The sequence below is a fragment of the Burkholderia sp. Ed8 genome, assembly GCF_040761425.1.
Classification (GTDB): Bacteria; Pseudomonadota; Gammaproteobacteria; order Burkholderiales; family Burkholderiaceae; genus Burkholderia; species Burkholderia seminalis.
Genome location: NZ_CP142889.1, coordinates 987,009 through 1,013,149, shown reverse-complemented (window position 1 = coordinate 1,013,149; position 26,141 = coordinate 987,009). Strand labels below are relative to the sequence as shown.

21 protein-coding genes and 2 pseudogenes are annotated in these 26,141 nt (G+C 66.3%); 8 read left to right on the top strand and 15 right to left on the bottom strand.

Going from position 1 to position 26,141, the window contains the following annotated elements:
• Nucleotide 1: 1 nt before the first annotated feature.
• The 8 genes and pseudogenes from VXM69_RS38755 to VXM69_RS38720 all read right to left on the bottom strand — a co-directional run bounded on the left by VXM69_RS38755 (nt 2) and on the right by VXM69_RS38720 (nt 9,444).
• The gene (locus VXM69_RS38755; protein WP_367190561.1) at nt 2-1,201 is read right to left on the bottom strand and encodes a capsular biosynthesis protein; all 1,200 of its coding nucleotides are present in this window, start codon (nt 1,199-1,201) and stop codon (nt 2-4) included.
• Between the two features lie 28 nt (nt 1,202-1,229).
• Nucleotides 1,230-2,460: pseudogene (locus VXM69_RS38750) on the bottom strand (lipopolysaccharide biosynthesis protein).
• A 63-nt stretch (nt 2,461-2,523) separates the two neighbouring features.
• Nucleotides 2,524-4,761, bottom strand: coding sequence for a polysaccharide biosynthesis tyrosine autokinase (locus VXM69_RS38745; protein ID WP_367190560.1), 2,238 nt, complete (start codon nt 4,759-4,761; stop codon nt 2,524-2,526).
• A gap of 53 nt (nt 4,762-4,814) precedes the next feature.
• Entirely contained in the window at nt 4,815-5,249 is a 435-nt protein-coding gene (locus VXM69_RS38740; protein ID WP_069706634.1) for a low molecular weight protein-tyrosine-phosphatase, read from the bottom strand.
• Nucleotides 5,246-6,367, bottom strand: coding sequence for a polysaccharide biosynthesis/export family protein (locus VXM69_RS38735; protein ID WP_226104034.1), 1,122 nt, complete (start codon nt 6,365-6,367; stop codon nt 5,246-5,248). Before VXM69_RS38735 ends, VXM69_RS38740 begins: the two co-directional genes overlap by 4 nt.
• Before the next feature lie 234 nt (nt 6,368-6,601).
• Nucleotides 6,602-7,678 carry a sugar transferase gene (locus VXM69_RS38730; protein WP_049035390.1) on the bottom strand — a complete coding sequence of 359 codons (1,077 nt, stop codon included), beginning with the start codon at nt 7,676-7,678 and terminating at the stop codon, nt 6,602-6,604.
• 86 nt (nt 7,679-7,764) lie between these two features.
• Nucleotides 7,765-7,947, bottom strand: a complete 183-nt coding sequence (locus VXM69_RS38725; RefSeq protein ID WP_124670535.1) for a hypothetical protein — start codon at nt 7,945-7,947, stop codon at nt 7,765-7,767.
• Between the two features lie 552 nt (nt 7,948-8,499).
• Complete coding sequence (locus VXM69_RS38720; protein ID WP_226104035.1) at nt 8,500-9,444, bottom strand: GlxA family transcriptional regulator; 945 nt, start codon at nt 9,442-9,444, stop codon at nt 8,500-8,502.
• A gap of 726 nt (nt 9,445-10,170) precedes the next feature.
• Between VXM69_RS38720 and VXM69_RS38715 the strand changes: the two genes are divergently transcribed.
• Complete coding sequence (locus tag VXM69_RS38715; RefSeq protein ID WP_367190559.1) at nt 10,171-10,467, top strand: hypothetical protein; 297 nt, start codon at nt 10,171-10,173, stop codon at nt 10,465-10,467.
• A gap of 479 nt (nt 10,468-10,946) precedes the next feature.
• Here VXM69_RS38715 and VXM69_RS38710 read toward each other — a convergent pair whose 3' ends face one another.
• Nucleotides 10,947-11,855: a LysR family transcriptional regulator gene (locus VXM69_RS38710; protein ID WP_034190903.1), complete on the bottom strand. Its 909-nt coding sequence runs from the start codon at nt 11,853-11,855 to the stop codon at nt 10,947-10,949.
• 113 nt (nt 11,856-11,968) lie between these two features.
• On the opposite strand from VXM69_RS38710, the gene VXM69_RS38705 reads away from it, so the two are divergent.
• The 3 genes from VXM69_RS38705 to VXM69_RS38695 are packed head-to-tail and all read left to right on the top strand — an operon-like array spanning nt 11,969 to nt 16,036.
• Nucleotides 11,969-13,318 carry an MFS transporter gene (locus tag VXM69_RS38705; RefSeq protein ID WP_034190902.1) on the top strand — a complete coding sequence of 450 codons (1,350 nt, stop codon included), beginning with the start codon at nt 11,969-11,971 and terminating at the stop codon, nt 13,316-13,318.
• A complete protein-coding gene (locus VXM69_RS38700; RefSeq protein ID WP_301742832.1) occupies nt 13,315-14,355 on the top strand; it encodes a hypothetical protein in 1,041 nt (346 codons plus the stop codon). The genes VXM69_RS38705 and VXM69_RS38700 overlap by 4 nt, the downstream gene beginning before the upstream one ends.
• A gap of 25 nt (nt 14,356-14,380) precedes the next feature.
• On the top strand, nt 14,381-16,036 hold the full coding sequence (locus tag VXM69_RS38695) for a tannase/feruloyl esterase family alpha/beta hydrolase (protein ID WP_367190558.1): 1,656 nt from the start codon (nt 14,381-14,383) through the stop codon (nt 16,034-16,036).
• A 54-nt stretch (nt 16,037-16,090) separates the two neighbouring features.
• Here VXM69_RS38695 and VXM69_RS38690 read toward each other — a convergent pair.
• Nucleotides 16,091-16,207, bottom strand: a pseudogene (locus tag VXM69_RS38690) (AraC family transcriptional regulator); the annotation flags it as partial.
• A 274-nt stretch (nt 16,208-16,481) separates the two neighbouring features.
• Complete coding sequence (locus VXM69_RS38685) at nt 16,482-16,679, bottom strand: hypothetical protein (RefSeq protein WP_367190557.1); 198 nt, start codon at nt 16,677-16,679, stop codon at nt 16,482-16,484.
• Between the two features lie 81 nt (nt 16,680-16,760).
• On the opposite strand from VXM69_RS38685, the gene msrB reads away from it, so the two are divergent.
• The 4 genes from msrB (at nt 16,761) to VXM69_RS38665 (ending at nt 21,306) form a co-directional block, all read left to right on the top strand.
• The gene (msrB, locus tag VXM69_RS38680; protein WP_367190556.1) at nt 16,761-17,288 is read left to right on the top strand and encodes a peptide-methionine (R)-S-oxide reductase MsrB; all 528 of its coding nucleotides are present in this window, start codon (nt 16,761-16,763) and stop codon (nt 17,286-17,288) included.
• A gap of 35 nt (nt 17,289-17,323) precedes the next feature.
• Nucleotides 17,324-19,171 (top strand): cytochrome c biogenesis protein DipZ, encoded by a 1,848-nt coding sequence (locus VXM69_RS38675; protein WP_367190555.1) that lies wholly within the window; start codon nt 17,324-17,326, stop codon nt 19,169-19,171.
• Between the two features lie 55 nt (nt 19,172-19,226).
• Nucleotides 19,227-19,970, top strand: a complete 744-nt coding sequence (gene msrA, locus VXM69_RS38670) for a peptide-methionine (S)-S-oxide reductase MsrA (RefSeq protein ID WP_059558018.1) — start codon at nt 19,227-19,229, stop codon at nt 19,968-19,970.
• Between the two features lie 220 nt (nt 19,971-20,190).
• Nucleotides 20,191-21,306 carry an aromatic ring-hydroxylating dioxygenase subunit alpha gene (locus VXM69_RS38665; RefSeq protein ID WP_034190663.1) on the top strand — a complete coding sequence of 372 codons (1,116 nt, stop codon included), beginning with the start codon at nt 20,191-20,193 and terminating at the stop codon, nt 21,304-21,306.
• Between the two features lie 28 nt (nt 21,307-21,334).
• Here VXM69_RS38665 and VXM69_RS38660 read toward each other — a convergent pair whose 3' ends face one another.
• The 4 genes from VXM69_RS38660 to hydA form a co-directional block, all read right to left on the bottom strand.
• Nucleotides 21,335-21,724, bottom strand: coding sequence for a cytidine deaminase (locus tag VXM69_RS38660; protein ID WP_034190664.1), 390 nt, complete (start codon nt 21,722-21,724; stop codon nt 21,335-21,337).
• A gap of 25 nt (nt 21,725-21,749) precedes the next feature.
• Nucleotides 21,750-23,066, bottom strand: a complete 1,317-nt coding sequence (gene deoA, locus VXM69_RS38655) for a thymidine phosphorylase (RefSeq protein ID WP_069707038.1) — start codon at nt 23,064-23,066, stop codon at nt 21,750-21,752.
• Between the two features lie 39 nt (nt 23,067-23,105).
• Nucleotides 23,106-24,380, bottom strand: a complete 1,275-nt coding sequence (locus VXM69_RS38650) for a NupC/NupG family nucleoside CNT transporter (RefSeq protein WP_034190666.1) — start codon at nt 24,378-24,380, stop codon at nt 23,106-23,108.
• Between the two features lie 255 nt (nt 24,381-24,635).
• Entirely contained in the window at nt 24,636-26,093 is a 1,458-nt protein-coding gene (gene hydA, locus VXM69_RS38645) for a dihydropyrimidinase (RefSeq protein WP_367190554.1), read from the bottom strand.
• Nucleotides 26,094-26,141: the final 48 nt, after the last annotated feature.

Genomic DNA, 26,141 nt, shown 5'->3' with positions numbered 1-26,141 from the left:
GTCAGTGCCGCCTCTCGAACACGCGCCGTGCAGCATCGGCGGGAATGCGCGCGGCGCCGAAGTAGTCGATGCCGTCGACCAGGAACGAATGGATGTACTTCAGCAGCCGCTCGCGATCGAATTCCTTGTAGAAGCAGCGGCCGAGCGACACCACGCGCTTGCCGTACAGCATCGCCTCGAGCCCGACCGTCGAATTGATCGTGACGACCGCATACGCGTGCCGCAGCAGGTCCGTCGTCGGCGACGTGGCGATTTCGAAGCGATACGTCTCCTGCAGGCGCACGATCGCTTCGATCTCGGCCGCATCGGTTTCGGCCGGATGCAGCTTCACGAACAGGTCGGCGCTCTCGTTCGCCGCGAACGCGAACGCACGGCGGATCGCCTCGAGATTGTCGACGTCCGAATGCAGCTTGATTTGCGTGTCGCCGGATACCTGCAGCGGCAGGAACACATAGCGGCTCGTCGCCAGCGCGTCCGCCGACATGTACGTGGCCTGGCGCGGCGCCGGCATCCCGTTGCGCGCCCGCACGCTCGTCAGGCGCCGGCGGCCGACGCCGCGGCTGACCACCTTCATCACGTAGTTGGTCGCCGACATGGCCTTGCGCGCGAACGACGTTCGCGCCTGCGGCAGCGGCATCTGCTTGTAGCGCTCGTAGGCCGACAGCCAGCGCGCATGCATGTGCTCGTCGGGCAGCGGCAACCGATCGATGCTCTCGGGGTGGCGGCTGATCGTCGACAGCGCATTGACGCCCAGCGAATCGACGAACAGCTTGCCCGGCAGGTTCGAGATCTCGATGAAGCGGGTCGCGACACCGTACACCGTGCACGCCTGCCGCACCGCGCGGCACACCAGTTGCTGTCCGTTCCACATCACGCACTGCTCGATCCGCAGGCCGCGCAGCACCTCCGATGCGATATGGAAGATCGCCGCCGACTCGCGCTTCGCGCGCGCCTCGGTCATCTGCCCGTTCAGTACCTCGATCGACAGCGGGTACGGCGTGCGGTCGGCCGCGTGCCCGTCGGGCACGTCGATCGGCATCAGCCGGTTCAGGTACACCGAGCGATAGCCGCTCAGCAGCAGGCCGAGGTGCGCGACCGGCTCGCTCGTCAGGAACGCGAACTCGTATTCGTGCCGCACCGCGCTCACGAGCCGGGTCGCGAAGTAGTAGCGCTCGAGGGAATCGATGACGATCAGGATCATGGTGTGCTCATTCGTCGTTGCGGCGATCTCACGCCAGCGCGCGGGATCGGGACAGGTTCGTGTCGAGGACCCGGTACGTGAGCGCGATGCCGGCTGCCATCAGCGCCGCGCCGGTCAGCGAAAAAACCTGCACGCTCGCCGGGGCCGACAGGTTCATCAGCCGCGCGATGCCCAGCGCACCGGACAGGCACACGCCGCAGGTCAGCTGAAACAGGAAATCGACGCGCTGCGCGCGCGTCGCGAGGAAGATCTGCGACAGCGGCACGTAGATCAGCTGCAGCGCGAACAGCGGCATCAGGCTGTGATAGAACCCGACCGAGCCGTGCCAGCTCGGGCCGAAGAACCGGTTCACGAGCGGCGCGAACAGCAGCAGCCCGCCGGCCATGTACACGACCGCGAGCACCGCGAGCGCGCGGGCGTAGGTCCGGTACACGCGCGGCACGGTCGTGCCCGCATCCGGACGCGCCATCGCACCGATCGCGTCACGGCGAAACACGCCGCCGACGCTCTGCGCGATCAGCGACACCGGAAAGAAGCCGAGCCGGTACGCAGCCGCGAAGTAGCCGGCGCTCTGCGCGTCGAACCAGTGCGGAATCGCGATCGACAGTGCGTAGGTCAGCACCGACGCGCACAGCGTCGACGGCAGGATGTACAGCGCGAAACGGCGGTTCCTGACGAAGAACGCGTGCGACAGCCTGAACGCGTACCCGGCGCGATAGCCGGAAAGCAGAATGGCCGCGGCCATCACGATCGACACCGCCGCGGTCGCCCACGTGTACAGCGCGAACACGTCGACCCTTCCGCACGCTGGGCAGGCGAGCGACAGCACGAGGCCCGCGAGGAACATGCCGTTGACCACCACGCGCGACAGCGCGATCCAGCCATAACGCCTGAGGCTGTTCAAATAGGAACCGGCGGCCAGTTGCACGAACGTGGCCAGCGCATAGACGGCGACGAGAGAGATCCCGGCGCCCGGCGACGGCAATCACGACGCCGAACGCCGCGGTCACGACCAGGCTCAGCGCCGTCACGTTGACGAACGCGTTGAACGACTCGCCCGGCCTGTCGTCGACGCACGCGAGTTCGTAGCGGAACGCGAGCAGCGTGCCGACGAAGGTCGCGAGCGCGAGCAGATAGTTGAAATGGCCGAGCGAGTCGGGCCCGAAGCGCCGTCCGATCACGAAGATGCAGGCGAACAGCGCGATCTGGCCGAGCACGACGCCGGCAAGCGACACGATCGAATCCCGTGGATTGATCATCTCGCCTCCGTGCGCGATGCGCGGCCGGATACGCGGGCCGGGCCGCCGGCGGCGGTGAGCGCGTCACGCATCCTGCGCCCCGTATTCATACGCGACGTAGCGGTACCCGCCGTACTTCGACCCGTATCCGTACTGCCCAAGCCGCGGGTTGACGCCGTTGAAGATGACGCCGCTCAGGCGGACCCCGTTCTGCGCGAAGCGCTTCACGGATTCGCCGATCTCGCCGAGCTTCGTCCTGCCCGCCATCGTGACGAGCAGCGCGGTGCCGGCGACCGCGCCGAGAATGCCGGTATCGGGCACGGCGAGCACCGGCGCCGAGTCGATCACGACGATGTCGTAGCGTGACGACAGGTCGTCCATCAGCGCCGCAAGATTGCGGTTCAGCAGCAGCTCCGCGGGGTTCTTCGGCATCGTCCCGGTCGAGATGAAGTCGAGACCGTCGACCACTTCGCGGTGAATCACGTCCTCCACGCGCGCGCTGCCGGCGATCAGCTCCGTGAAGCCGCGCCCGCGCGGAAAACCGAGATAGTCATGCAGCCGGCCCTTGCGGATGTCGCCGTCGATCAGCAGCACGCGCTTGCCGGCGCTCGCCATCACGACCGCGAGGTTCGCCGACAGGAAGGTCTTGCCGACGCCCGGCGCGGGGCCCGCGATCAGCACGATGTTGTTCTTCGCCTCGAGCATCGCGAACTGCAGCGCGGTGCGCAGGCTGCGCAGGCACTCGACGGCCGGTTCGTTCGGGAAGTCGATCGACAGGATCGACTTGTGACCGCGCTTGCGCGCGGCCTCCTCGGCCAGGTCGCGCTGATGGTCGCTGATCGGCACCGTCGCGTACACCGCGAGGCCGAGACGGCGCTCGATCTCGTTGTGATCGGAGATGCCATGGAACAGCATCGATCGCGTGATCGCGGTGCCGCAGCCGGCGAGCAGCCCGAGCAGCAACGACGCGAGCGCGACGAGCGCCTTCTTCGGCCGCACCGCCACTTCCGGTACCGCCGCCGTGTCGACGAGGCGCACGTTGCCCGTCTTGCCGGCCTGCACGAGTTGCAGCTGCTGCATGTTGTTCAGCAACGCGGTGTAGAGGTCGGTGTTGACCCTCACGTCGAGCATCAGCCGCACGGTATCCTGCTGCAGGTCCGGCAGGCGCCGGATCTGTTGTTCGGCCGTATTCCGATAACCGTTCAGCGCGGCGATCTGCTCGTCGATCACCGCGACGCTCGGATGCCGCTCGGTGAAGCGCGACATCAGCTCCTGACGCTTCTGTTGCAACTCGAGCAGGCGCGTCTTCGCGTCGGCGGTCTGCGCCAGCGCGAGCTTCGCTTCCTCGGTGAGGTCGACCGTGCCGTGCTCGTTGCGCAGCTTCGTCAGGCGCGCCTCGGAATCGGTCAGCTGCTGCTTGAGCTGCGGCAGTTGCCCGCTGAGAAACTCGAGCGACTGCGCGGCCTCCGCCGACTTCCGCTCGATGTTCTGCCGCACGTACTGGCGGCCGATCTCGTTCATCGTGTCGCTGACCCATTTCGGGTCGGTGTCCTGCAGGCTGGCGACGACGACGTCCGATTGCTTCACGCGCTCCTGCACGTTGAGGCGGTCGCGGATGTCCTCGATCGTCTTCAGCCGCGAGTTGCGCACCAGCACGAACGCGGCGCCCGGCTTCGCGGCGATCGACGCGACCAGCAGCGTGACCGGCCCGCGCGGCGAGCTGAAATGCTCGAGCGTGCCGACCGTGCCCTCGACCGGCGCATCGAAATCGCCGCCTTCGAGCCGGTAGCGCTTGCCGCCGAGGTTCGTCAGCGAGAACGCATCGCCTTCGTTCTTGCGCGGCACGTCGAAGCGCGGCACGTCGATGTGCTCGCGGCCCCATGCGTAGCCGCCGAAACCGGCCAGGCCGGGGTCGGACAGGCCGTCGGCATGGCGCGAGATCCAGTCGCCGATCAGCGGAAAGCGCTTCGGCTCGGCGTCGATGAACAGGTTGAGCTTGTCGACCGCGCGTTCGACGACGAGGCGCGACGCGAGGATCTGCTGCTCGGCGGCGGCCGAGGACTTCACGTCGAACAGCGCGGAGACATCGCCGAGCAACGACTTGGCGGCCGACGTGTCCGGGCTGTCCTCGACCTGGACCATGATGTTGGCTTCGAACACGGGCTTGCCGAGCATCGCATACGCGAGGCCCGCGGCCAGCAGCACGCACGTGATGATCGCGATCAGCCAACGGCTTTCCAGCAGGATGTCGAGCACCGCGACGAAGTCGGTCTCGCTGCCGTCTTCGGCGGTGGGCTGCGGCGGGGCGGAGGGTTGGGTCATGGCAGCGACGGGAGGCATATGGGGTTTCATTGGGGCATCGACCTGCGGCCGCGTCAGACGATACGCAGGCGCTTCGACCACTCGGACACGCCGAGCTCGATCAGCCGCGCGCAGCGTTCGAACACGAATCGGGGCTGGCGGTAAGGGTCGTGCACGTCGAAATCCGTGTACTCGCCGAGACGGAACACGCGTCCCCGCACGAACGGGAACTGGTTCTCGAGTGACGTCCGCTGGCGACGGTCCATCACGAGGATCAGGTCGGCGTCGGTACACAGCAAGCGGCCGATCTGCTGCGCGCGATGCGTCGACACGTCGAAGCCGCGCATCCGCATGACGTCCTGCGCATACGGCGCGGCCGGCATGCCGACCAGCGCGTTCAGGCCGGCGGACGCGATGCGGCGCCCGGGCATCGCGTCACGCAGCATCGCTTCGGCCATCGGGCTGCGGCAGATGTTGCCCTCGCAGACGATCAGGATCGATTCCATCACTTGGTCGCAATCGCCGCGGTCAGGCCGGCGTTGATGGCCGGCAGCAACAGGCTGAGCACACGGCTGAAGCGCACCAGCCCGTTGCCGTCGACGTACACGACATCCTGCGGCTTCAGCTGGAACTGATTCGCCAGCACCATCGCGACCGGCGAGCGCGCGTCGAGGTGATAGACCTGCGGCTGCTCGTCCTGCATCCCGCGCACCACGTAGACCTGCGCCGCATCGGCCGTGTTCGCGTTCAAGCTGCCGGCCTGCGAGATCGCCTCGCTCAGCGTCAGCCGGCCATTGCGCATCGGCAACGCCGTCACGGGCTTGTTGACCTCGCCCATCACGAACACGCCGCTCTCGTCGCGCGGCAGCACGCGCACGAGATCGCCGTTGCGCAGCACGATCGTCGACGGGTTGCGCCCCTGCTCGGCCATCTCGGTCAGGTCGAGCCGGCGTTCGACGCCGTCGCGCACGAGCACGACGCGGCTCTGGTCGGCCGACGCCGCGAAGCCGCCGGCCCGCCCGATCGCGTCGTACAGCGTCATCGGGATGTCGTTGACGGGTTGCGAGCCCGGCGTATGCACCTCACCCTCGATATACACCTGCTTCGCGCGGAAAGATGCGATGCGCACCGTGACTTGCGGATTCCTGAACGTCTTGTCGAGACGCCGCGTGAGCTGCGTCTGAACCTGCTCGGCCGTCAGTCCGGCCACCGGCAGGCGCCCCGCGAACGGGAACTGCAGCGTGCCGTCCTGGTCGACGACGAAGCCCGGCGGCGCATCGGCCGGTCGCGGCGCCGCCTGCGCCGGCGCGCCGAGCGCCGCCGCGAGTTCGGGGTGATCCCAGACGACGATCTGCAGCACGTCGCCGCGCCCGATCGTGTAGGCATCCGGCGACCCGACGACATCGCGCGCTTCGCCGCGCGTACTGCGTTCGGTGTCGCGCATGCGCCGGATCAGCGACAGATCGATGTTCGTGATCGACACCGGCAGCACGGTGCTCTCCGCCTGCGCGGCCACGCTTTGCAGCGGAATCGACGTCGGCTGCTGCATGCGCATGCCCGGCGCGATGCCGCACGCGCCCAGCAACGCACACAGCGGCGGGATCATCACGAGCGAACCGACACGCATTGGCCGGCGCGGCGCGATCGCGCGCGCCGACTCCATTTGACGCAACCTCTGCATTACACCCTCGCACTCTTTTAATTTGAAATTTCACCGGTCGCCCCGCGTCGTGTCGAACGCGAGTACAGCACCCCTGTCGAGACCGGACATGCTTGCCGCCACTGCTCACTGCCGAACCCCGCCGCGCCTGCCACGGTGACGCGCCGCCGCCCATCCTTCGCGACGTGCGCGCGGCAGCGGCTAATACGCGCCCGATCCGCGCACCACCACGTTGATCGTCCGCAACAGGATGCCGATGTCGCGCCGCAGCGACCATTCGCGCACGTAGGACACGTCAAGCGACACGCGCGTCGAATAGTCGGTGTCGTTGCGGCCGCTGACCTGCCAGAGTCCGGTCATCCCCGGTTTCGCCATCAGGTAGTAGCGCACGTCGGTGCCGTAGCGTTCGAGTTCCGCCTCGACGATCGGGCGCGGCCCGACGAGGCTCATGTCGCCCTTCAGCACGTTCAGCAGCTGCGGCAGTTCGTCGAGACTCGTCTTGCGGAGCAGGCGTCCGATCGGCGTGATGCGGACATCGTTCTTCAGCTTGAATTCGCGATCCCATTCCGCGCGGGCGTCGGCATCGCGCTCGAGCAGCGCCTTGAGCACCGCATCGGCGTTCGTCACCATCGAGCGGAATTTCAGGCACTTGAAGCGCCGGCCGTCGCGGCCGACGCGCTCGTGCCCGAAGATCGCCGGGCCGCCGTCGCGCCGCACGATCCACGCGATGCCCAGCAATACCGGCGCCAGCATCAGGAGCAGCAACGACGCGCACACCAGGTCGAAGCCGCGCTTGACCATGCGCTTCACGCGCCCCACCGCGCGGTGGCCGATCTCGCGCTGGCCGCGCAGGTCGGCGTGCGCGATGGCCGCCGCACGCATCCGATCGCCGGCACGCTCGATCATTCCGAAGAGCGCGAGCGTCAGCGCACGGAACGCGATCAGGCCGATCCCGCTGGCGAGCGTCCAGTACACGAACCACTCGCTCGACAGCACGTGCGCGCGATGCAGCATGTACAGCAGCGCGGTGCTCACGCCCTGCACGACGATCCACGCGAGCACGGTTCGACCGAGCACGTGCAGTGCCGAACGCGTGCGCGCCGCGTCGTAGATGCCACAGGCGGGAAATACCGACAAGGCCAGCGCGGCGGCAAACGCGACGAGCGCGCCGTCGAACAGCGTCCCGCGCGCGCCGCCGGTGGCACCGATCAACGCGGGAATGAACGCGCCCAGCACGATCAGCCCGATATCGGTCGCTCGATTGATCAACGAATTCATTGATATGAACTCCTAATTTTCAGTCCAGCATCCATCCTCGTTCCGCACCGGCACTTCACGTCAGAACTCATGGCGCCGCGAGGCGGTCATTCCGCTGTGCCGCGGCACGCTGCGGTGCGCTCGCCGGTCAGCGTGCCCATCCGTGTGCCCGTCGGAATGTCGTCACTTCCGTGTTTCCGCAGTGCATCATATTCATCGCGACTCGCGCATTTATCGCTTGCGTCCGAATTCGCCTTGTTGATGGCTGATGGAATCAAGGGTGAATCCATGCCGGATTTATCCGATCGCCCTCACGATTGTCCCGATAACATTCCGTGCGAAATGACACACGTCTTTTCAGTGATTCTCGAATCACGACCGCTACGGCACTACGCCGCCTCCCGCCAATGCAGGATTCATGTTGCCGGTGACATTCGCCATGCCAGACGGCGATTTCATCGCCGGGTGCCACGCGGAACAGACGAGCGAGCATCGGCGGTCAATGTCCGCGCGAATGCTGGTTCGAGGAATAAAAAGGCCTGCACGGTGCGCTCACGAACACACGGCAGGCAAAATTCCGAGGAGTACCGGGGTGCCGCCTCCTCGAAAGGCCAGTCGATAACCTAATCGAGCGGATACGCGGTTCGGGCGGCGGGTGTCGGACGGCGCCACGATTGTGGCCGAATCCGCCTTCGTTGCGCGTCGATCCACCGATATACGAATTTTGCAGTACGAATCGAGCGCCCTGTCATTCGATTGAAATACCGTTCATCCGGAAACTCATTACGCCCGGCACGATGAATTGACGTATCGGCTTCGAGTGACGAAAGGCACGCTCGCGACTACGATGTCGCGTTGTTCATCCAGCTGCTCAGATCCGACGCATACAGCATTTCCGCCGAGGCTTCGCCGCCTTTTCGAGCAGCGGCCCGATACTCGGTTGGTGAAGTCTGCAAGTGCTGGCGAAACAGCTTGGCCATCCGGTCGCCGCTGCCAAGGCCGGTTCGTCTCGCGACCTTATCGGCCGGCAGGTCCGTTTCGATCAGCATGCGACAGGCCTTTTCAAGGCGGATTCTCAACACGAACTCGGTTGGCGTCACACCGATCTCGTTCTTGAATCGCCGGAGGAAATTGCGCTCGCTCATCGCGGCGGCCTGCGCCTCGTCCGCGATGGAGATCCGATTCTCGCTGTTGACGCGCAGGTGATGGGCCGCGCGTCGGATCAAGGTGCTGGCGCGCGCGACACGAGCGCCGAACAGCACGTCGGTCAGCTTGCGGTTCGCACCGGATACCATGCACGCCACGATTTCCTGCGCGATTTCGTAACCCATGTCCACGCGCACGATCGACAACGCGTCCGAGAACGGCCCGTCGTCTTCGTCACCCGCACATTCGATGTCGTCGCGTCCGAGGTGCGAAGCGCCGTCGTCGTCCGCCGACGGCAACACCTTCTCGGCCTCCTTTTGCGCCAGGTGAATCTGCGTCAACAGCTTCCGGCCGCCACCGCTGCCCCTGACCACGCGCGCGCGCTGATGCGCGTGCCTGAGCCACGCGATCAATTGCTCGTCGAGAGCATCGATCCCACCCTCTCCGCTCAGGACGAACATCGCGTGAACCGTGCTTGCATCGAGCATGCGGGTGGCGTCCGTCCAGATTCCGACACCGGACGACGAACGAACCGGGCCGCCATGGATCGAATAAAGCCGCAATTCGTAGTGGTCGGCGAATGCGCCCTCGGCCCGACCTAGCTGATTGGCGAGTTCGAACACTGCCGCCAGCTTGCCCATCTGCATAATCGAAAAACCCTCGAGCAACAGTACGATTACGCTTACCCGTTGATGCCCGGTTCCGGAGCCTCTGCCACGATTCACGCTTAACCCCGCCGACGAATGATTCGATACTGTTTGCATCTTGCGGCCCTTTAACAATTTCTTACATTTCTTGATTTCTGCGCCGCATCATATGCGGCTGGGATTGTTAGCCGATTTATCAATGTCCGTTTCCGCCGTGTTGTTGTCGGAATCAATCAAGCCCGTGATGCGACCCTGTTTATTGACAATAGTCGGATGGAATGTGAATTAATTCTCAAAATTCGATAGAAAATTGACGCTAGTCATCGACAGCGGATATCGATCGGGATAACGGGAAACTTACCGGGCTCAGGATAATTGCGACGAAATTCGGGCCGCCCGGTGCATGACGCCCGTGAGCCGGTGGATCAGGGCTGGATGAGGGAAGATGTTTCGGCGACCGCATGGGTGTGCGGACCACCGCAAATTCGGGCAGTTGCCTCGATTATTCGTGCACCTCGGCGTCACGTTCAAATCGATGTCGCGTGCACGGGTCCCGGGTGTAATGCAGACGGCAATCGATGTAATCGTGTGAGCCCTGATCGGAAATTGCTGAACACGAATGGGTGGTGCGAAGTACGATTTGTATTCGCTTCGATATCGAGGCAAACGTTCGCGACGGACATATTCATCCGATGTCATTGGAAATCCACGCAGTATCCCGTGCTGTATCGACGCTCGAATAGCGGTGCAATTACCGAATATTTCGAAACGGTGCGACGCAAACGTTTCGTTAAATATGGATATACCCCTGATGGGCGCACCAAATTGATGCAGCAATGTCGCGCCGACGCCCTATTCGACATATCGACGTCGCCGGAGAGCGGCAAAATGCGACGCGTTGCGTTCGGATTCGTTTCGACGCTATTGGCACAGCTCGCGGCGTGCCACCGCGCCAAAGCCAATGTGCCTGCAGGCAGCGTGGCACACAAATTGACGGGATGGCCGGGCAATTCGTGAATACGATGACACGCGACCACGTCGCCTTCACGACAGAAACCTGTCGTGGCGCCGGCAACGACGGATTCGATGCCGTTGTCCGACCGTATGAACGCGGTCGTGTCGCGACAGCCAGTACGTCACGATTGGCGTTCCGGCCATGCGTTCGCATCAGGCGAGCCGGATAGAGGCATGTAGACCGTTTCGACATCCCGAACAAGAGGCTTGCAAAAGGCGGCGGGGCCATACATGCACGAAAAGCGTGAAATCGACAAACCCTGCGGTCGGCTTTGCCATCGGAGCGACCCGCACCGTGCACCGCCGGCAACCCGTTTTGCCCCGCCGGGCCACAGACCATCACCTGTAACCGATCGCTCCCCGCGATCACGCGATGCGACGGAGCGTCCGAGAAGGCAGCCCGCGCGTCCGGGAATTTGTCGACATTGCACAACGGAACTCGGCAGACCGCGCCATCCGTCAGGTGCTTGCCGTTCTCAGGCTTATTCGCGATGCGGGTGACGCTGGACAAACATCAGCAACGCTTCACGGAAATGCGACGCGGCGGGGTTTTGCAAATCATGCCGGGTAACCAGATGCAACGGCGCGCGAAACGCATGATCGCCGGCCACACGGCAGTAGCGCACGCTTTCCTGATGGTAACGTTGCATCGACGCCGGAACGAGCGATACGCCGCCGCCCGCCGCCACGAGATTGATTGCCGTCACCATGCGCGGCACCTCTTCCGCGACGTGCGGCTCGAATCCCTTCGCCTGACAAGCGCGAATGAAGTCCGCGTACATGCCGGGCGCACCCGGCCGACGCACGAAGATGAACGATTCGTTCGCGAGCTGTTTGAGCGACACGGAACGACTGCTGACCAGCCTGTGCCCCACCGGCAGCACCAGCAACATGCGTTCTTCGGCGAGGAGTTCGAAGCGTAGGTCAGCGGGCGTTTCGACCGGTTTGCGGAGAATGGCGGCATCCGCGCGGCCGTTCAACATCATTTCGATGATCTCCGCCGCATTCACCTCGCTCATCTCGATCGAAATCTCGGGGTACATGTCCCGAAAATTGCGAATAGCGGTAGGCGTAAGGGGGTGAAACGCCGCCGAACTCGTGAGCGCGATACGCACCGTGCCGATCCGGCCTTGCGCCACTCGGCGCGCATGGACGACGGCGTTGTTCAGTTCGAGCAGTACCGTACGCGCGCGTGCGGCGAAGATCTCGCCGGGCGCCGTCAACACGACGCCGCGGGGCTGCCGCACGAACAGCGCGAAGCCTAGTTCCTGTTCGAGTTCCTGAATCTGCTGCGACAACGGCGGCTGCTGGATATGCAGTCGCGCGGCGGCCCGAGTGAACTGACCTTCTTCGGCGACGGCGAGGAAATAGCGCAGCTGTCTGAGTTCCATCGTTTGTCTGGTATATGCGTTGGATATGGCAACCGTGTCTCATCGGTATTTTACATTCGCGACATCGACACGTACGCTTGCTTCAAAAGCTGGAAGCGCATCAAAGGAGACACATGCAATCCACCTTGCAAGCGGCTGTGCACGCGTCGGCCGCAACGGCACTCAGCCGTTCGCAAACCCGCCGCGCGGTGCTCGCGTCGGTCATCGGCAATGGCCTCGAGTGGTTCGACTTCCTCATCTACGGCTACTTCGCGAAGATCATCGCGCAGGTGTTTTTCCCTGTCGGCAACGGATTTGTGTCGATCACGCTGACGCTTGCGACGTTCGCGGTCGGCTTCGTGGTGAGGCCGCTAGGCGGCATCGTGATAGGCGCATGCGCGGACCGCTACGGTCGGCGCAAAACCTTGTCGCTGCTGATTCTGCTGATGGCGGCGAGCACGCTGATGATGGGCCTGACACCCAGTTACGCAGCCATCGGCATGGCCGCACCGCTCCTCGTCGTCCTCGCCCGTATTCTGCAAGGGCTCTCGGTGGGCGGCGAGTTCGCGACAGCGGCCGCGATGCTGACGGAATACGCGCCGCCAGGGCGCAAGATGTTCTTCGGCAGTTTTCAGATGACGTCACAGGCGGTCGCGCTGCTTCTGTCGTCGCTGTGTTCGTACTTGCTCACCACGCAGCTGTCGCACCAGTCGCTCGTGACGTGGGGTTGGCGCGTGCCATTTCTGCTCGGCGCGCTGGTGGGACCCGTGGGCTTCTACATCCGCCACAAGGTCGGCGAGTCGCCGGAATTCGTACAGTTGCGGGAGCGCCTTGGACATGCGCCACGCCAGTCGCTACGGACATTCATTCGCGAGCGCGGCGATGCGGCGCTATGCGCGATGGGCGTCATCATCATCGGCGCCGCGACCAATTATCTGTGGCACTCGTATATGCCGCTCTATGTCGAACACCAGTTGCATCTACCGCTCAAGAACGCGCTGTTCGGCACGGCGATCTCCGGATTGATCGGCATTGTCGGCTATCCGCTGGCAGGGAAGCTTGCCGACCGCTTCGGCGCGTATCGGCTGTTCTTTCCGGTGACGATCGCCTGGGTATGCGCTGCCTATCCGCTTTTCGCATGGGTGCTCGCGGCGCCCTCGCCCGAACGCGTCTTCAGCGCGCAGATAATCGCGACGGTCGTGCTCAGCGTCATGTCGGGCGCGCACCCCGGCATGCTGACGCAGTTGTTTCCGACGGCCATGCGTTCGACGGGCGTGGCGCTGTCGTACAACGTGGCCGTCACGCTGTTTGGTGGACTCGCGCCGCTCACCGTTTCGACATTGATCGACGTCACCGGCTCGCGCATCGTACCGGCGTGGTATCTGGTGTTCGCCGGCATCGTCTCGTTGTTGCTGGTCGGGTTCACGTCGTCCGGGCGACGCTTGCGCCGCGAGCCCGACCTGTGGCCGGGTGATACAGCATGAGCGCCGCGATGTGCCTTCCCCGGAACCACGAGATGCGTCCACGCAACGAAGTACCCGTCAAAGTCGTCGCCAGCGAGCGGTTGACCGTTTCGACGTCACGCGGCGCAGCGAACGTGCCGCTGTTCACGGGCGGCACCGCCGCACGGGCAACCGCGACGCAGGTCGTCGTGATGCTGCACGGCCGATTGCGCGACGCCGACGCATACCTTCGATCGACGCAGCGCGCGCTCGACGCCTCCACGGCCGATGCGAAAAGCGTGATGCTCGCCGTGCCGCAATTTCTCGCGACGGCCGACGTCGCGTATCACCGGTTGGCGGACGCCTGTCTGCATTGGGAATGGACCTCGTGGATGGGCGGACTTGACGCAGTCGGTCCAGCGCCGCTCAGCTCGTTCGATGTGCTCGATGCGCTCGTCGAACATTACGTGCAGGGCATGCAGAGCGGCCGCTATCCGAAGCTGCGCGAGATCGTGATCGCGGGACATTCCGGAGGTGCGCAGGTCGCGCATCGGCACGCGATACTCAGCAACGCTACGGCATGTTGTCTCGCACGCGGTGTGAAAGTACGTTACGTCATCGCGAATCCTTCGTCGTATGTGTATTTCGACGCGTGGCGTCCGCACTGCGAGGGCATCGATCGAACCGCATGCGCCGGATTCAATGAATGGAAATACGGCACGTCGCGACTTCCCCGCTACGCGGACGGACTCGACGCGCAATCGCTCGAACGTCGTTATGTCGATCACGACGTCACCTATCTGCTCGGTGCGCACGACGACGATCCGGCGCACCCGGCTCTCGACCGCTCATGCGAGGCGATGATGCAAGGCCCGCACCGCCTCGCACGCGGCCGCGCGTACTACGCCTATCTGCGCGCCCGGCATCCGGCATTGCGGCATGTGCTGCATGAAGTTCAAGGCGCGGGGCACAGCGGCGATGCAATGTTCGTATCGCAGGCCGGCGTGTGCGCACTGTTCGGCCCCTCCGTTCGGCTCGCCGAATCTGGCGTCGAGCAGGCAGGCGGTGCTGTCGAATAGCAATCCATTCATCCTGGAGACGACGATGGATAACAGACCGTTGTGGGGGGCGCTCGCCCTCAGCCTTTGCATCAGCGGGTGCGGCGGCAATGAGTCCAGCGGCGGCGCTTCGGCGAGCTCGCCGCCACCGCCGTCAGCCGCGGCCCAATGTGCGGCATTGAACGGCCTGGCGATTCCGGCATCGTCGATTGCCGAGCCGACCGGCGGCGCGACGATCACGAGCGCCACGCTGGTGGAGGCCGCCGGTGAATATTGCCAGGTGAATGGGGCCATCGCTCCCGTCGATCCCGCGGCGCCGTCGATCAGGTTTCAGGTCAATCTGCCGACCCACTGGAACCGCAAGGCGCTGCATTATGGCGGCGGCGGCTTCGACGGTACGCTGATTACCGGCGTCGACGCGCTCGACATGGCGCCAACGGGCACGCCGACGCCGCTTGCCGACGGCTACGCGACGTTCGGCGACGATTCCGGGCATCAGAGCACCAGCATCACCGACGGCAAGTTCGCCGCGAATGACGAGTCGCTGGCGAACTACGGCGGCCTGAGTCTGAAGAAGACACACGACGTCGCGATGGCGCTCATCAGAAAGCGCTACGCGAGCGCGCCCGGCAAAACCTATTTCTTCGGCAGTTCTACAGGCGGTCGGGACGGGTTGAGCGAAGCGCAACGCTGGCCCGCCGACTATGACGGTATCGTCGTGAATCGCCCGGCGCTCAACTATACCGGGCTGCGTTTGAGCAATGTCGTGCTCGGCCGCGCACTCTACCTGAACAACGGCGCAGGCTGGCTCGATGTCGCCAAAACGGTACTGCTGCAAAATGCCGTCATGAGCGCGTGCGATGCGCTCGACGGTGTCGCCGACGGCATCGTGTCCAACGTGGCGGCGTGCAAGGCGCAATCGGCGACGGTGCTGGCGTCCGTGCGTTGCCCGAACGGCGCGGATTCGGGCGACACCTGTCTGTCGGATGCGCAGATCGCGACCATTCAGACCATCGCTGCACCGTTGCAATTGCCTTATCCGCTTGCGAACGGCGTGACGCAATACGCCGGCTACAACATCCTCGCCGGTTCGGTGTTCGCGGGGCCGTACACGACGCGTGATCTCGGCGAATCGAAAGTACCCGCGAATCCCGCGGGAAAGAAAGACGCGAACCAGTGGGTGACAGGCGATCAATGGGTCAAGTACTTTGTCACGCGCGTGCCCACGTTCGATTCGTTGACGTTCGATCCGGTCAATCCCGGTGCATATCAGTCGCGCGTCCAGGCGCTTTCGGCGCTGACCGATGCAACGAGCACCGACCTGAGCGCCTATGTCGCGAAAGGCGGCAAGCTCATCATGACGCACGGCCTTGCCGACGAGATCGTGAGCACCGACTCGAGCACCGACTATTACGCCGGTCTGGTGCAGCGCTTCGGACAAGGAACGGTCGACGGCTTCGTGCGGTTTTATCTGATGCCGGGGGTCGGCCACGGCACGGGCCCCTTTCATCCCGCCATCGATTCGCTATCCGCACTCGATGAATGGGTAGAAAGCGGCAAGGCACCTGAAACACTGACGATGAGCGACCTCAACGCCGCCACGCTCGGGAGGACGCGCCCGTTGTGCCGCTATCCACTGTGGCCCAAGTATATCGGTGGAGATGTAAGGGCAGCGGCGAGCTTCCAGTGCACTAGCTCGTAGCGCACGGCAGTTTTTCTCGTCATCGTCGTTGCCCGGTTTCACCGTCGTCTTTCAGGAACCCGAGCACAACGCCATCGCGTCGACGGGTGGAACGCGAGGATCGCTTGCGCGAACGAACGACCGTTTTGCCGTCGGTAATCCGATGTCACCGCTTCCAAAGCGATTCGGCGTTCGCGAGTCTCGGGATGTCGGAGCAAGGTCATCGCTCATGATCGTACTGTCGCGCAAGTCAATCGCACGCATGGGGTCGCGCTGCTCGAGTCCGCGGAGCGGGCGCCCCCCCTGTCGGGTGGTCACCCACGCTCGTCACGCAACGCGACGAAGCGATACGGATCGTCGCAACGGACTCAAGCAGACAAAGCGCGCGATGCGAGCTGCCGCAGCACCGTCTCGGCGACCGTGCCGGGGCGCGTGCGGGTGGTATTCGACGCACTTGGCGAATTGCTCAAGGATTGCGAGGACAGGCGGATCTGACTCCGGATTCGCCACGCAACTCAACGAAAACTAAAAAAACACTTAAAAAACGCGGCGCGAACCGCTGCGCGGTAAATATCGTCAGCTCACCCGTCCGAAGACGCTTGCCAGCTGGAACATCGACGGATTCCACCGCCCCCCTCGGAACACCCCAGATGTCACGATTCATTTAACTTTCCGTGAGGACTTCGACACCGGCCGCTGCCTACGATGGGCGCATGTTTTCAGGACCTGCTTCCAGGAGCCCATCATGCCCACCCGCAGACATCTGCTGTTCGCCGGCGCCACCGGTCTTGCCGCGCTCGCGGCGCTGTCGTCCGCCGGACGGCGTGCGCTGGTCGGCCGGGCGTTCGCCGCGCCGCCGGCCGGCGCACCGGCGGCCCCTTTCGAGATCACGCTCAGCGATGCCGAATGGCATCGCCGGCTCACGCCCGCCCAGTACACGATCCTGCGCGAAGCCGGCACCGAGCGGCCGTACAGCAGCCCGCTGAACGACGAACACCGGGCCGGCACGTTCGCGTGCGCCGGCTGCGCGCTCGCGCTGTTCTCGTCCGCCACCAAGTTCGACAGCCATACGGGCTGGCCGAGCTTCTGGAAGCCGCTCGACCACGCGGTCGACACCCACACCGACACGACGTTCGGGATGGTCCGCACCGAAGTGCACTGCCGGCGCTGCGGCGGGCACCTCGGCCACGTGTTCGACGACGGCCCGCAGCCGACCGGCCTGCGCTACTGCATGAACGGCCTCGCGCTCGCCTTCCATCCGGCCGCCGCCTGATCCGGCCCCCCTTCCGACCGACTGGAGAACGCACCATGCTGCTCATCGTCCTTGCCTATCTCGGGGGCGTGCTCACGATCCTGAGCCCCTGCATCCTGCCTGTGCTGCCGTTCGTGTTCGCCCGCGCCGACCAGCCGTTCGCGCGCACCGGCCTGCCGCTGCTCGCCGGCATGGCGCTCACGTTCGCCGTCGTCGCGACGCTCGCCGCCGTCGGCGGCGGCTGGGTCGCACAGGCGAACCAGGCCGGCCGCTGGATCGCGATCGTCCTGCTCGCCGTATTCGGCCTGACGCTGCTGATGCCGCGCTTCGCGGAACACCTGACGCGCCCGCTCGTCGCGGCCGGCAACCGGCTCACCGGCTTCGCGCAGCGCGACGGCCGCCCGGCCGGCCCCGCATCGTCGCTGCTGCTCGGCGTCGCGACCGGCCTGCTGTGGGCGCCGTGCGCGGGCCCGATCCTCGGGCTCGTGCTGACCGGCGCCGCCCTGCGCGGCGCGAGCGTCGGTACGACGCTGCTGCTCGTCGCGTATGCGGCCGGCGCAGCGACCTCGCTCGGCGTGGCGCTCGTGATCGGCGGCAAGGTGTTCGCCGCGATGAAGCGCTCGCTCGGCGCCAGCGAATGGATCCGGCGCGGGATCGGCGCGGCACTGCTGGCCGGCGTCGGCGCGATCGCGCTCGGCCTCGACACCGGCGCACTCGCGCAGCTGTCGACCGTCACGACGGGCGGCCTCGAGACGAAGCTGGTCGACCGCCTCGGCGGACGCTCGAACGGTGCACCGGCCGCGATGGCCGCGACCGGCACCGCTGCCGACAGCGCAACCGGCGGCGCGATGATGGCCGCGGCCGCCGACGGCGCACCGGCCGGCGGCGGTGCGATGATGCGCGCGGCCGTCACGACGCCGTCCGCGCTGCCCGTCGAAGGCACGCTGCCGTCGCTCGACGGCGCCGTGCAGTGGCTGAACTCGCCGCCGCTGACCGCGGCCGGCCTGCGCGGCAAGGTCGTGCTGGTCGATTTCTGGACGTATTCATGCATCAACTGCCTGCGCACGCTGCCGTACACGAACGCGTGGGCACGCAAGTACGCGCCGTACGGGCTCGTCGTGATCGGTGTGCACGCACCGGAATTCGCGTTCGAGCGCGACATCGGCAACGTGAAGAAGGCCGTGCACGACCTGGGCATCGACTACCCGGTCGCGATCGACAACGGCTATTCGATCTGGCGCGCATTCAACAACGAATACTGGCCGGCGCACTACTTCGTCGACGCGCAAGGGCGCGTGCGCCATCACCACTTCGGCGAAGGCGAATACGCACAGTCGGAGCGCGCGATCCAGTCGCTGCTCGCGGAAGCCGGCCATCCGGAAGCGCTGAACGTGCCGCTCGGGCTGGCCGGTGCGCCCGCGAACGGGGCGCTCGCGGCGGCCGACAGCGCGGACGTCCGCTCGCCCGAAACCTATGTCGGCTACACGCGTGCGGAGAGCTTCACGTCGCCGGGCGGCGCCGTGCGCGATGCGGCGCACCGCTACGACGCGCCGGCCCGGCCGGACCTCAACGACTGGGGCCTCGCGGGCACCTGGAACGTCGGTGCCGAGCGCGCGTCGCTCGCCGCGCCGGACGGCCGGATCGTGTACCGCTTCCATGCGCGCGACCTGCACCTCGTGCTCGGCCCGGGTGCGAACGGCCAGCCCGTGCGCTTTCGCGTGACGCTCGATGGCGCGGCCCCTGGCGCCGCGCACGGCACTGACGTCGACGCGCAGGGCTACGGCACCGTTACCGGCCAGCGCCTGTATCAGCTCGTGCGGCAGCCGGGAGCGATCGCCGATCGCACGTTCGCGATCGAGTTCCTCGATCCCGGTGTCGATGCGTACGCATTCACTTTCGGTTGATCGCGTGCGCCGCCACCCGGCGCCGTGTCCCCGACCCATTGAAAAGGAGCAAATGATGATCCCGATCTCCCCCCGTGATGCCGCGGCGCGACGGCGCGCGACCTTGCTGCGCCGCATCGGCGCCGTCGCCTTCGCGGCCGCCGCCGTGTTCGGCTACCAGCGTATCGTCAATTCCGCCGAGCCGATGCGCACCGTGCCCGCCCCGACGCTCGACGAGACGTCCGGCGCGTCGCACGACGAAACGGCCGTGCTCGCCGGCGGCTGCTTCTGGGGCGTACAGGGTGTGTTCGAGCACGTCAAGGGCGTGAAGCAGGTCACCGCGGGCTATGCGGGCGGCGCGTCCGAAACCGCGCACTACGCGCTCGTCGGCTCGGGGCTGACGGGGCATGCGGAATCGGTGCGCATCGTCTACGACCCGACGCAGATCACGTACGGCCGGCTGCTGCAGGTGTTCTTCTCGGTCGCGCACGATCCGACCGAACTCAACCGGCAGGGCCCCGATGAAGGATCGCAGTACCGGTCCGCGATCTTCCCGACCACCGCGCAGCAACGCGCGGTCGCGACCGCGTACATCGCGCAGCTCGGCACGGCGCACGTGTTCCCGGCGCCCGTCGTCACGCGGGTCGAGGACTACAAGGGGTTCTATCCGGCCGAGGCGTATCACCAGAACTACCTCGAACTGCATCCCGACGCGCCGTATATCGCGTTCAACGACCTGCCGAAGGTCGCCGGGCTGAAGCAGCGTTTCCCGGCGCTGTACCGTTCCGACGCGGTGCTGTGGCGCGACGCCCGTTCATGACCCGCCACCGGCCGCGTAACGGGATACCGCCCGCCGCGCGGCCGGGCACGACCGGCGCGCGCCGCCTGCGTCCCGATTTGCGCCGCATCAACGAAACCCGTCGCGCCATGCCGGGGCAAACCCGCATCGCGTCCGCCGTCGCGGGCAACTTCGCGTAGACTTCTCCAGATCCCCGCCGCTTCTTGCGGCGCCCGGACTACCCGCCCAGGAGGCGTCACGCATGCTCGCAGTGCCTTTGCCTGACAGCAACACCGTTGGAGAATCGTCCTCCGGCGCCACCGTGCGCGACCTGCGCCGTGTGCCGATTCATCCCGATCACTGGTACCCGCTCGCGTGGTCGCGCGAGCTCAAGCGCGGCAAGACGCTCGGCGTGCACTTCGCCGGCGAGCCGATCGTGCTCGTGCGCACCGAGTCCGGCGCCGTGTACGCGCTCGAGGATCGTTGCGCGCACCGCCAGGTGCCGCTGCACGCGGGTGTCGTCAGCGGCGAAACGCTGCGCTGCTGCTATCACGGCTGGACCTACGCGTGCGACAGCGGCCGCTGCGTCGACGTGCCCTATCTCGGCCGCGAGCGCTTGCCCAACGGCGTGCGCGCGTATCCGTGCCGCGAGGCGCACGGGCTGATCTTCGTGTTCCCGGGCGACGCGACGCTCGCCGAGGAACGGCCGTTCCCCGCCCTCGAATCGGCGGACAACCGCGCGTACAAGACGCGCCGTTTCGGCCGCGAGGTCAAGTGCCACTACTCGTTCATGCACGAGAACCTGATGGACATGAACCATCAGTTCCTGCACCGCAAGCAGATGGGGCAGATGCGCGCGCGCTCGGTGGGCCGTCGCCGCGGCGACGACTGGGTCGAGGTCGACTACACGTTCGCGCGGATGGAAGGCAAGCAGCCGGTCGGCGAGGCGCTCGTGTTCGGCGCGAGCAAGAAGCCGGCCGACCAGTCCGACAAGAGCGTGATGACGGTGCGCACCGGCTACCCGTACCAGACGCTGCAGATCCGTTCGAGCGAAGGCACGCTCGTGATGGACCTGTGGATCGTCTACGTGCCGCTCGACGCCGAACAGCGCACCAACCGCACGTTCGGCCTGCTGTCGATCCACAAGCCCGGCATCCCGTTCGCGCTCGATCTCGCGTGGCCGCTGCTCGTGTGGTTCACCGAGCGCATCTTCCGCGAGGATCGCTGGATCGTCGAGCGCGAACAGGAAGCGCACGATCGCCAGGGCGCCGACTGGAACCACGAGGTGTTTCCGGTCATCAACGAGCTGCGCGACCTGCTGCGCCAGTGCGGCGCGCGCACCGTGATCCCGATCCGCGAAACGCGCGAAGGCGCGTGACGCGTGCGACCCGCCGCGGCGCGCGCCGTTACAGGCTGAACGCGCCCGGCAGCAACGCACGGGCCGTCGTGACCTCGACGGCCCCCTTCAGGTTGGCGAGGATCACTTCGATGTCGGGCAAGCCGATCTCGATGATCACCTGACGGCACGCACCGCACGGCGCGATCGGGCCGTCCGTGTCGCCGACCACCGCGAGCCGCGCGAAGTCGCCCGGGCGATAGCCGGCGGCGATCGCCGAGAACATCGCCGTGCGCTCCGCGCAATTGCACAATCCGTAGGACGCGTTCTCGACGTTGCAGCCGTGGAAGACCGTCCCGTCGCGCGCCTGCAGCGCCGCGCCGACCTTGAAGCGCGAATACGGCGCATACGCGCGTTCGCGCGCCGCCCTGGCCTGTTCGATCAGTTCGTCTCGTTCCATCGAAATGATGCCTCCGGGAGTGGGGTCAGCCGATCTGCTGGTAAAGGGTGGGTGGCGCTTCGCCCGTCTCGCCGAGCACGTAGCTGCGCCGCACCGCGTCCACCGCGTGTGCAGCGGCCGCGCCGTCGCGCGCATGCACGTAGCCGAGCGGCTCGCCGGCCTCGACGCGCTGCCCGATCTCCGCCAGCGCCGTCAGTCCGACGCTGACGTCGATCGCGTCCTCCGCGCGCGTGCGGCCGCCGCCGAGCGCGACGACCGCCAGCCCGAGCCCGCGGCAATCTACCCGCTGCACCACGCCGGTCGCCGGCGCGGGAACCGGCACGATCACCGCCGCGCGCGCCAGATGCCGGGCGGGCACGTCGATCAGGTCCGCGGGGCCGCCGAGCGCCGCGACCATTCTCGCGAAGCGTTCAGCCGCCGCACCCGAATCGAGCGCCTCCTGCAGCTTCGCGCGCGCCGCCGCGACGTCGCGCGCCAGCCCGCCCGTGACGAGCAGCTCCGCCGACAGCGCCATCGTGACGTCATGCAGGCGCGCCGGGCGCGACTTGCCCGTCAGGTAGTCGATCGCGCAGGCGACTTCGAGCGCATTGCCCGCGCACGGCGCGAGCGACTGGTTCATGTCGGTGAGGATCGCGGTCGTCTTCATGCCGGCGCCGTTGCCGACGTCGACGATGCTGCGCGCCAGTTCCGCCGATTTCTCCGCGGTCGGCATGAAGGCGCCGGAGCCGACCTTCACGTCCATCACGAGCCCGTCGAGCCCCGCCGCGAGTTTCTTCGACAGGATCGACGCGGTGATCATCGCGACCGACTCGACGGTCGCCGTCACGTCGCGAATCGCATAGATGCGCTTGTCGGCCGGCGCGAGCCGGGCGGTCTGCCCGATGATCGCGACGCCGACCTCGCGCACCGTGCGACGAAACGCATCCGTCGCGGGCATCACGTCGTAGCCGGGAATCGCGCTGAGCTTGTCGAGCGTGCCGCCCGTATGGCCGAGCCCGCGCCCGGAGATCATCGGCACGTAGCCGCCGCACGCGGCCACCATCGGCCCGAGCATCAGCGACACCACATCGCCGACGCCGCCGGTCGAATGCTTGTCGATCACCGGCCCGTCGAGATCGAGCGCGCGCCAGTCGAGCACGTCGCCTGAGTCGCGCTGCGCGAGCGTCAGCGCAACGCGCTCCTCGGTGCTCAGGTCGTTGAAATACACGGCCATCGCGAACGCGGCCACCTGGCCCTCGGTCACGCTGCCGTCGGTCACGCCGCGCACGAACGCGGCAATCCCGTCGCGATCGAGCGGTTGCCCGTCGCGCTTCCTGCGAATGAATTCCTGCGGTAGAAACATCGTTGCCTCTCTTCGAACGGTCGGAGTCTACTGCACGATTCAATGCAGCGAAAAGAACAGCCCGGCAATCGCGGCGCTCATCAGGTTCGACAGCGTGGCCGCCGTCAGCGCGCGCAGGCCGTACCGCGCGACTTCCGAGCGGCGCTCCGGCGCGACCGCGCTGAAGCCGCCCGCGAGAATCGCGATCGACGAGAAGTTCGCGAAGCCGCACAGCGCGAACGACACGATCGCGAGCGTCTTCGGGTCGAGCACCTGCAGGCCGGCCGCCGCGACGTGCTCGCCGCCCTTCAGGTAGGGCGACAGGTCGCCGTACGCGACGAACTCGTTGAAGATCAGCTTCTCGCCGATGAAGTTGCCGGCGAGCGTCGCATCGTGCCACGGCACGCCGATGATCCACGCCAGCGGCGCGAACAGGTGGCCGATGATGCCCACCAGCGTGACCTGCGGGAAGCCCGCGAACGCGGCCGCGCCGCCGACGATCAGGTTCATCAGCGCGATCAGCCCGACGAACGCGATCAGCATCGCGCCGACGTTGATCGCGATGCGCAGTCCGACCGACGCGCCGGATGCCGCGGCCTCGATCACGTTCGCGGCGCGCTTGTCGTCGAAATCGAGACCGTCGACCACGACGCGGCTCGGCTCGACGGTCGGAAACAGCAGCTTGCCGAACAGCAGGCCGCCGGGCACGGCCATGAACGACGCGGCGAGCAGGTATTCCATCTTCACGCCGAGGCCGGCATAGCCGACCAGCACCGAGCCCGCGACCGACGCCATGCCGCTCGCCATCACCGTGAAGATCTCGGCGCTCGTCATGTTCCGCACGAACGGCTTCACGAGCGCGGGCATCTCGCTCTGCCCGAGGAAGATCGTCGCGACGGCCGAACATGCCTCGATGCGGCTCACGCCGAGCACTTTCGCGAGCCCCGCGCCGAGGATCGCGACGATCCACTTCATCACGCCGATGTAGTACAGCACCGAGATCAGCGCGGTGACGAAGATGATCATCGGCAGCACGCGCAAGCCGAACACGAATCCGCCGTCGCCGAACAGCTGGAACATCCGCGCGTCGACCAGCCCGCCGAACACGAACGCGATGCCGTGATTGCCCATGTCGAGCACGCGATTGACGCCGTTCGCGGCCCCGGCCAGCGCCGCGCGGCCCGACGGCACGAACAGCACCAGCGCGCCGATCGCGAACTGCGTGAGCAGCGCGGCGATCATCGTCCGGCCGCTCACCGCCCGACGATTGTTCGACAGCAGATAGGCAACCAGCAACAGGAACAGCATACCGAGGAGACTGCGCAGAATATCCACCTTGTGCTCCTTTCTCACTATTTGAACTGTCCGGCGAGCGGCCCTGGCTCGCGGCCCCTGCATGGGGTGGGTGGATGTTACTCGCTCGATACGCGCGCCTGCAACGCCGACAAAATCACCGTGACCAGCCGCATCGATCGTTTCCCGTTTCGCATCTATCCGACTTGATCAGTTGTTCTATCTACCTGGCGGAAAACGCAGGCGGGGCATGCCGCTCTCCGCTCGAACGGACATGCCCCGCATGACACGCGTTGTTCAACCCGCGCGCTCGACCGGATGCGGTTCGCGCAACCGGTTCGCGATCCGCGCGGCCTCGTAGTAGCCAGCCGCCGGCGGACGCTGCAGGTAGCGGCCCGCGCCGCGCACCGCGCGCAGCTCGCCGTCGGCCCACGCGAGCGCGCCGCGCGTGAGCGTGTGCGTCGCGACGCCCTGCACCGTCATCCCCTCGAACACGTTGAAGTCGACCTGCTGGTGATGGGTCTTCACCGAGATCGTCTTCGTCGCGGCCGGATCCCACACGACGAGGTCGGCATCGGCGCCGACCTGCACCGCGCCCTTGCGCGGATACAGGTTGAAGATCTGCGCGGCGTTCGTCGACGTGATCCGCACGAACTCGTTCGGCGTGATGCGGCCATGATTCACGCCGTGATGCCACAGCACCGACATGCGATCCTCGACACCGCCGCAACCGTTCGGGATCTTCGTGAAATCGTTGCGGCCCATCGCCTTCTGCGATGCGCAGAACACGCAGTGATCGGTCGCCGTCGTATGCAGCTGCCCCGACTGCAGCCCGCGCCACAGCGCCTCGCGATGCTCGGCCGAGCGGAACGGCGGGCTCATCACGTGCGCGGCCGCACGCGTCCAGTCCGGGTCGCGATAGACGGCTTCGTCGATCACCAGGTGGCCCGGCAGCACTTCGCCGAACACGCGCAGCCCTTCGCCGCGCGCGCGCGTGATCACGTCGACCGCGTCCTTGGCCGACACATGCACGATGTACACGGGCACGCCGAGCACCTGCGCGATGCGGATCGCGCGGTTCGCGGCCTCGCCTTCGACCTCCGGCGGCCGCGACAGCGGATGCGCCTCCGGCCCCGTCATGCCGCGCGCGAGCAGCGCCTGCTGCAGCCGGAACACAAGCTCGCCGTTCTCCGCGTGCACGGTCGGTAGCGCGCCGAGTTCGAGCGAACGCGTGAAGCTGTTCACGAGAATCTCGTCGTCGGCCATGATCGCGTTCTTGTACGCCATGAAGTGCTTGAAACTCGACACGCCATGCTCGCGCACGAGCGTGCCCATGTCGCGGTGCACGCTCTCGTCCCACCACGTCACGGCCACGTGGAAGCCGTAGTCGGCCGCCGATTTCTCGGCCCAGCCGCGCCACTCGCGGAACGCGTCCATCAGCGGCTGCTTCGGGCTCGGGATCACGAAGTCGATGATGCTCGTCGTGCCGCCCGACAGCCCGGCGGCCGTGCCCGAGTAGAAATCGTCGCTCGCGGTCGTGCCCATGAACGGCAGTTCCATGTGCGTATGCGGATCGATGCCGCCCGGCATCACGTACTGGTCGTGCGCGTCGACGACGCTCGCGCCGGCCGGCGCGTCGATCTGCTCGGCGATCTGCAGGATCGTGCCGCCGTCCTGCGGATCCGCGCAAAGCACGTCCGCGCGATAGGAACGGTCCGCATCGACCACGGTGCCGCCGCGAATCAGGATTGCCATGGGGTTGCCTCCTCGTTGACTGTCGGGTGCCGCTCGACACGCATGTCG

Bases quoted from the DNA above. Each gene is read 5' to 3' on its own strand.
- VXM69_RS38755 (WP_367190561.1), bottom strand. From the start codon at position 1,201: ATGATCCTGATCGTCATCGATTCCCTCGAGCGCTACTACTTCGCGACC.
- VXM69_RS38745 (WP_367190560.1), bottom strand. From the start codon at position 4,761: ATGACCCAACCCTCCGCCCCGCCGCAGCCCACCGCCGAAGACGGCAGC.
- VXM69_RS38735 (WP_226104034.1), bottom strand. From the start codon at position 6,367: ATGCGTGTCGGTTCGCTCGTGATGATCCCGCCGCTGTGTGCGTTGCTG.
- VXM69_RS38730 (WP_049035390.1), bottom strand. From the start codon at position 7,678: ATGAATTCGTTGATCAATCGAGCGACCGATATCGGGCTGATCGTGCTG.
- VXM69_RS38725 (WP_124670535.1), bottom strand. From the start codon at position 7,947: ATGGATTCACCCTTGATTCCATCAGCCATCAACAAGGCGAATTCGGAC.
- VXM69_RS38720 (WP_226104035.1), bottom strand. From the start codon at position 9,444: ATGGGCAAGCTGGCGGCAGTGTTCGAACTCGCCAATCAGCTAGGTCGG.
- VXM69_RS38710 (WP_034190903.1), bottom strand. From the start codon at position 11,855: ATGGAACTCAGACAGCTGCGCTATTTCCTCGCCGTCGCCGAAGAAGGT.
- VXM69_RS38705 (WP_034190902.1), top strand. From the start codon at position 11,969: ATGCAATCCACCTTGCAAGCGGCTGTGCACGCGTCGGCCGCAACGGCA.
- VXM69_RS38700 (WP_301742832.1), top strand. From the start codon at position 13,315: ATGAGCGCCGCGATGTGCCTTCCCCGGAACCACGAGATGCGTCCACGC.
- VXM69_RS38695 (WP_367190558.1), top strand. From the start codon at position 14,381: ATGGATAACAGACCGTTGTGGGGGGCGCTCGCCCTCAGCCTTTGCATC.
- VXM69_RS38685 (WP_367190557.1), bottom strand. From the start codon at position 16,679: ATGAATCGTGACATCTGGGGTGTTCCGAGGGGGGCGGTGGAATCCGTC.
- msrB (WP_367190556.1), top strand. From the start codon at position 16,761: ATGCCCACCCGCAGACATCTGCTGTTCGCCGGCGCCACCGGTCTTGCC.
- VXM69_RS38675 (WP_367190555.1), top strand. From the start codon at position 17,324: ATGCTGCTCATCGTCCTTGCCTATCTCGGGGGCGTGCTCACGATCCTG.
- msrA (WP_059558018.1), top strand. From the start codon at position 19,227: ATGATCCCGATCTCCCCCCGTGATGCCGCGGCGCGACGGCGCGCGACC.
- VXM69_RS38665 (WP_034190663.1), top strand. From the start codon at position 20,191: ATGCTCGCAGTGCCTTTGCCTGACAGCAACACCGTTGGAGAATCGTCC.
- VXM69_RS38660 (WP_034190664.1), bottom strand. From the start codon at position 21,724: ATGGAACGAGACGAACTGATCGAACAGGCCAGGGCGGCGCGCGAACGC.
- deoA (WP_069707038.1), bottom strand. From the start codon at position 23,066: ATGTTTCTACCGCAGGAATTCATTCGCAGGAAGCGCGACGGGCAACCG.
- hydA (WP_367190554.1), bottom strand. From the start codon at position 26,093: ATGGCAATCCTGATTCGCGGCGGCACCGTGGTCGATGCGGACCGTTCC.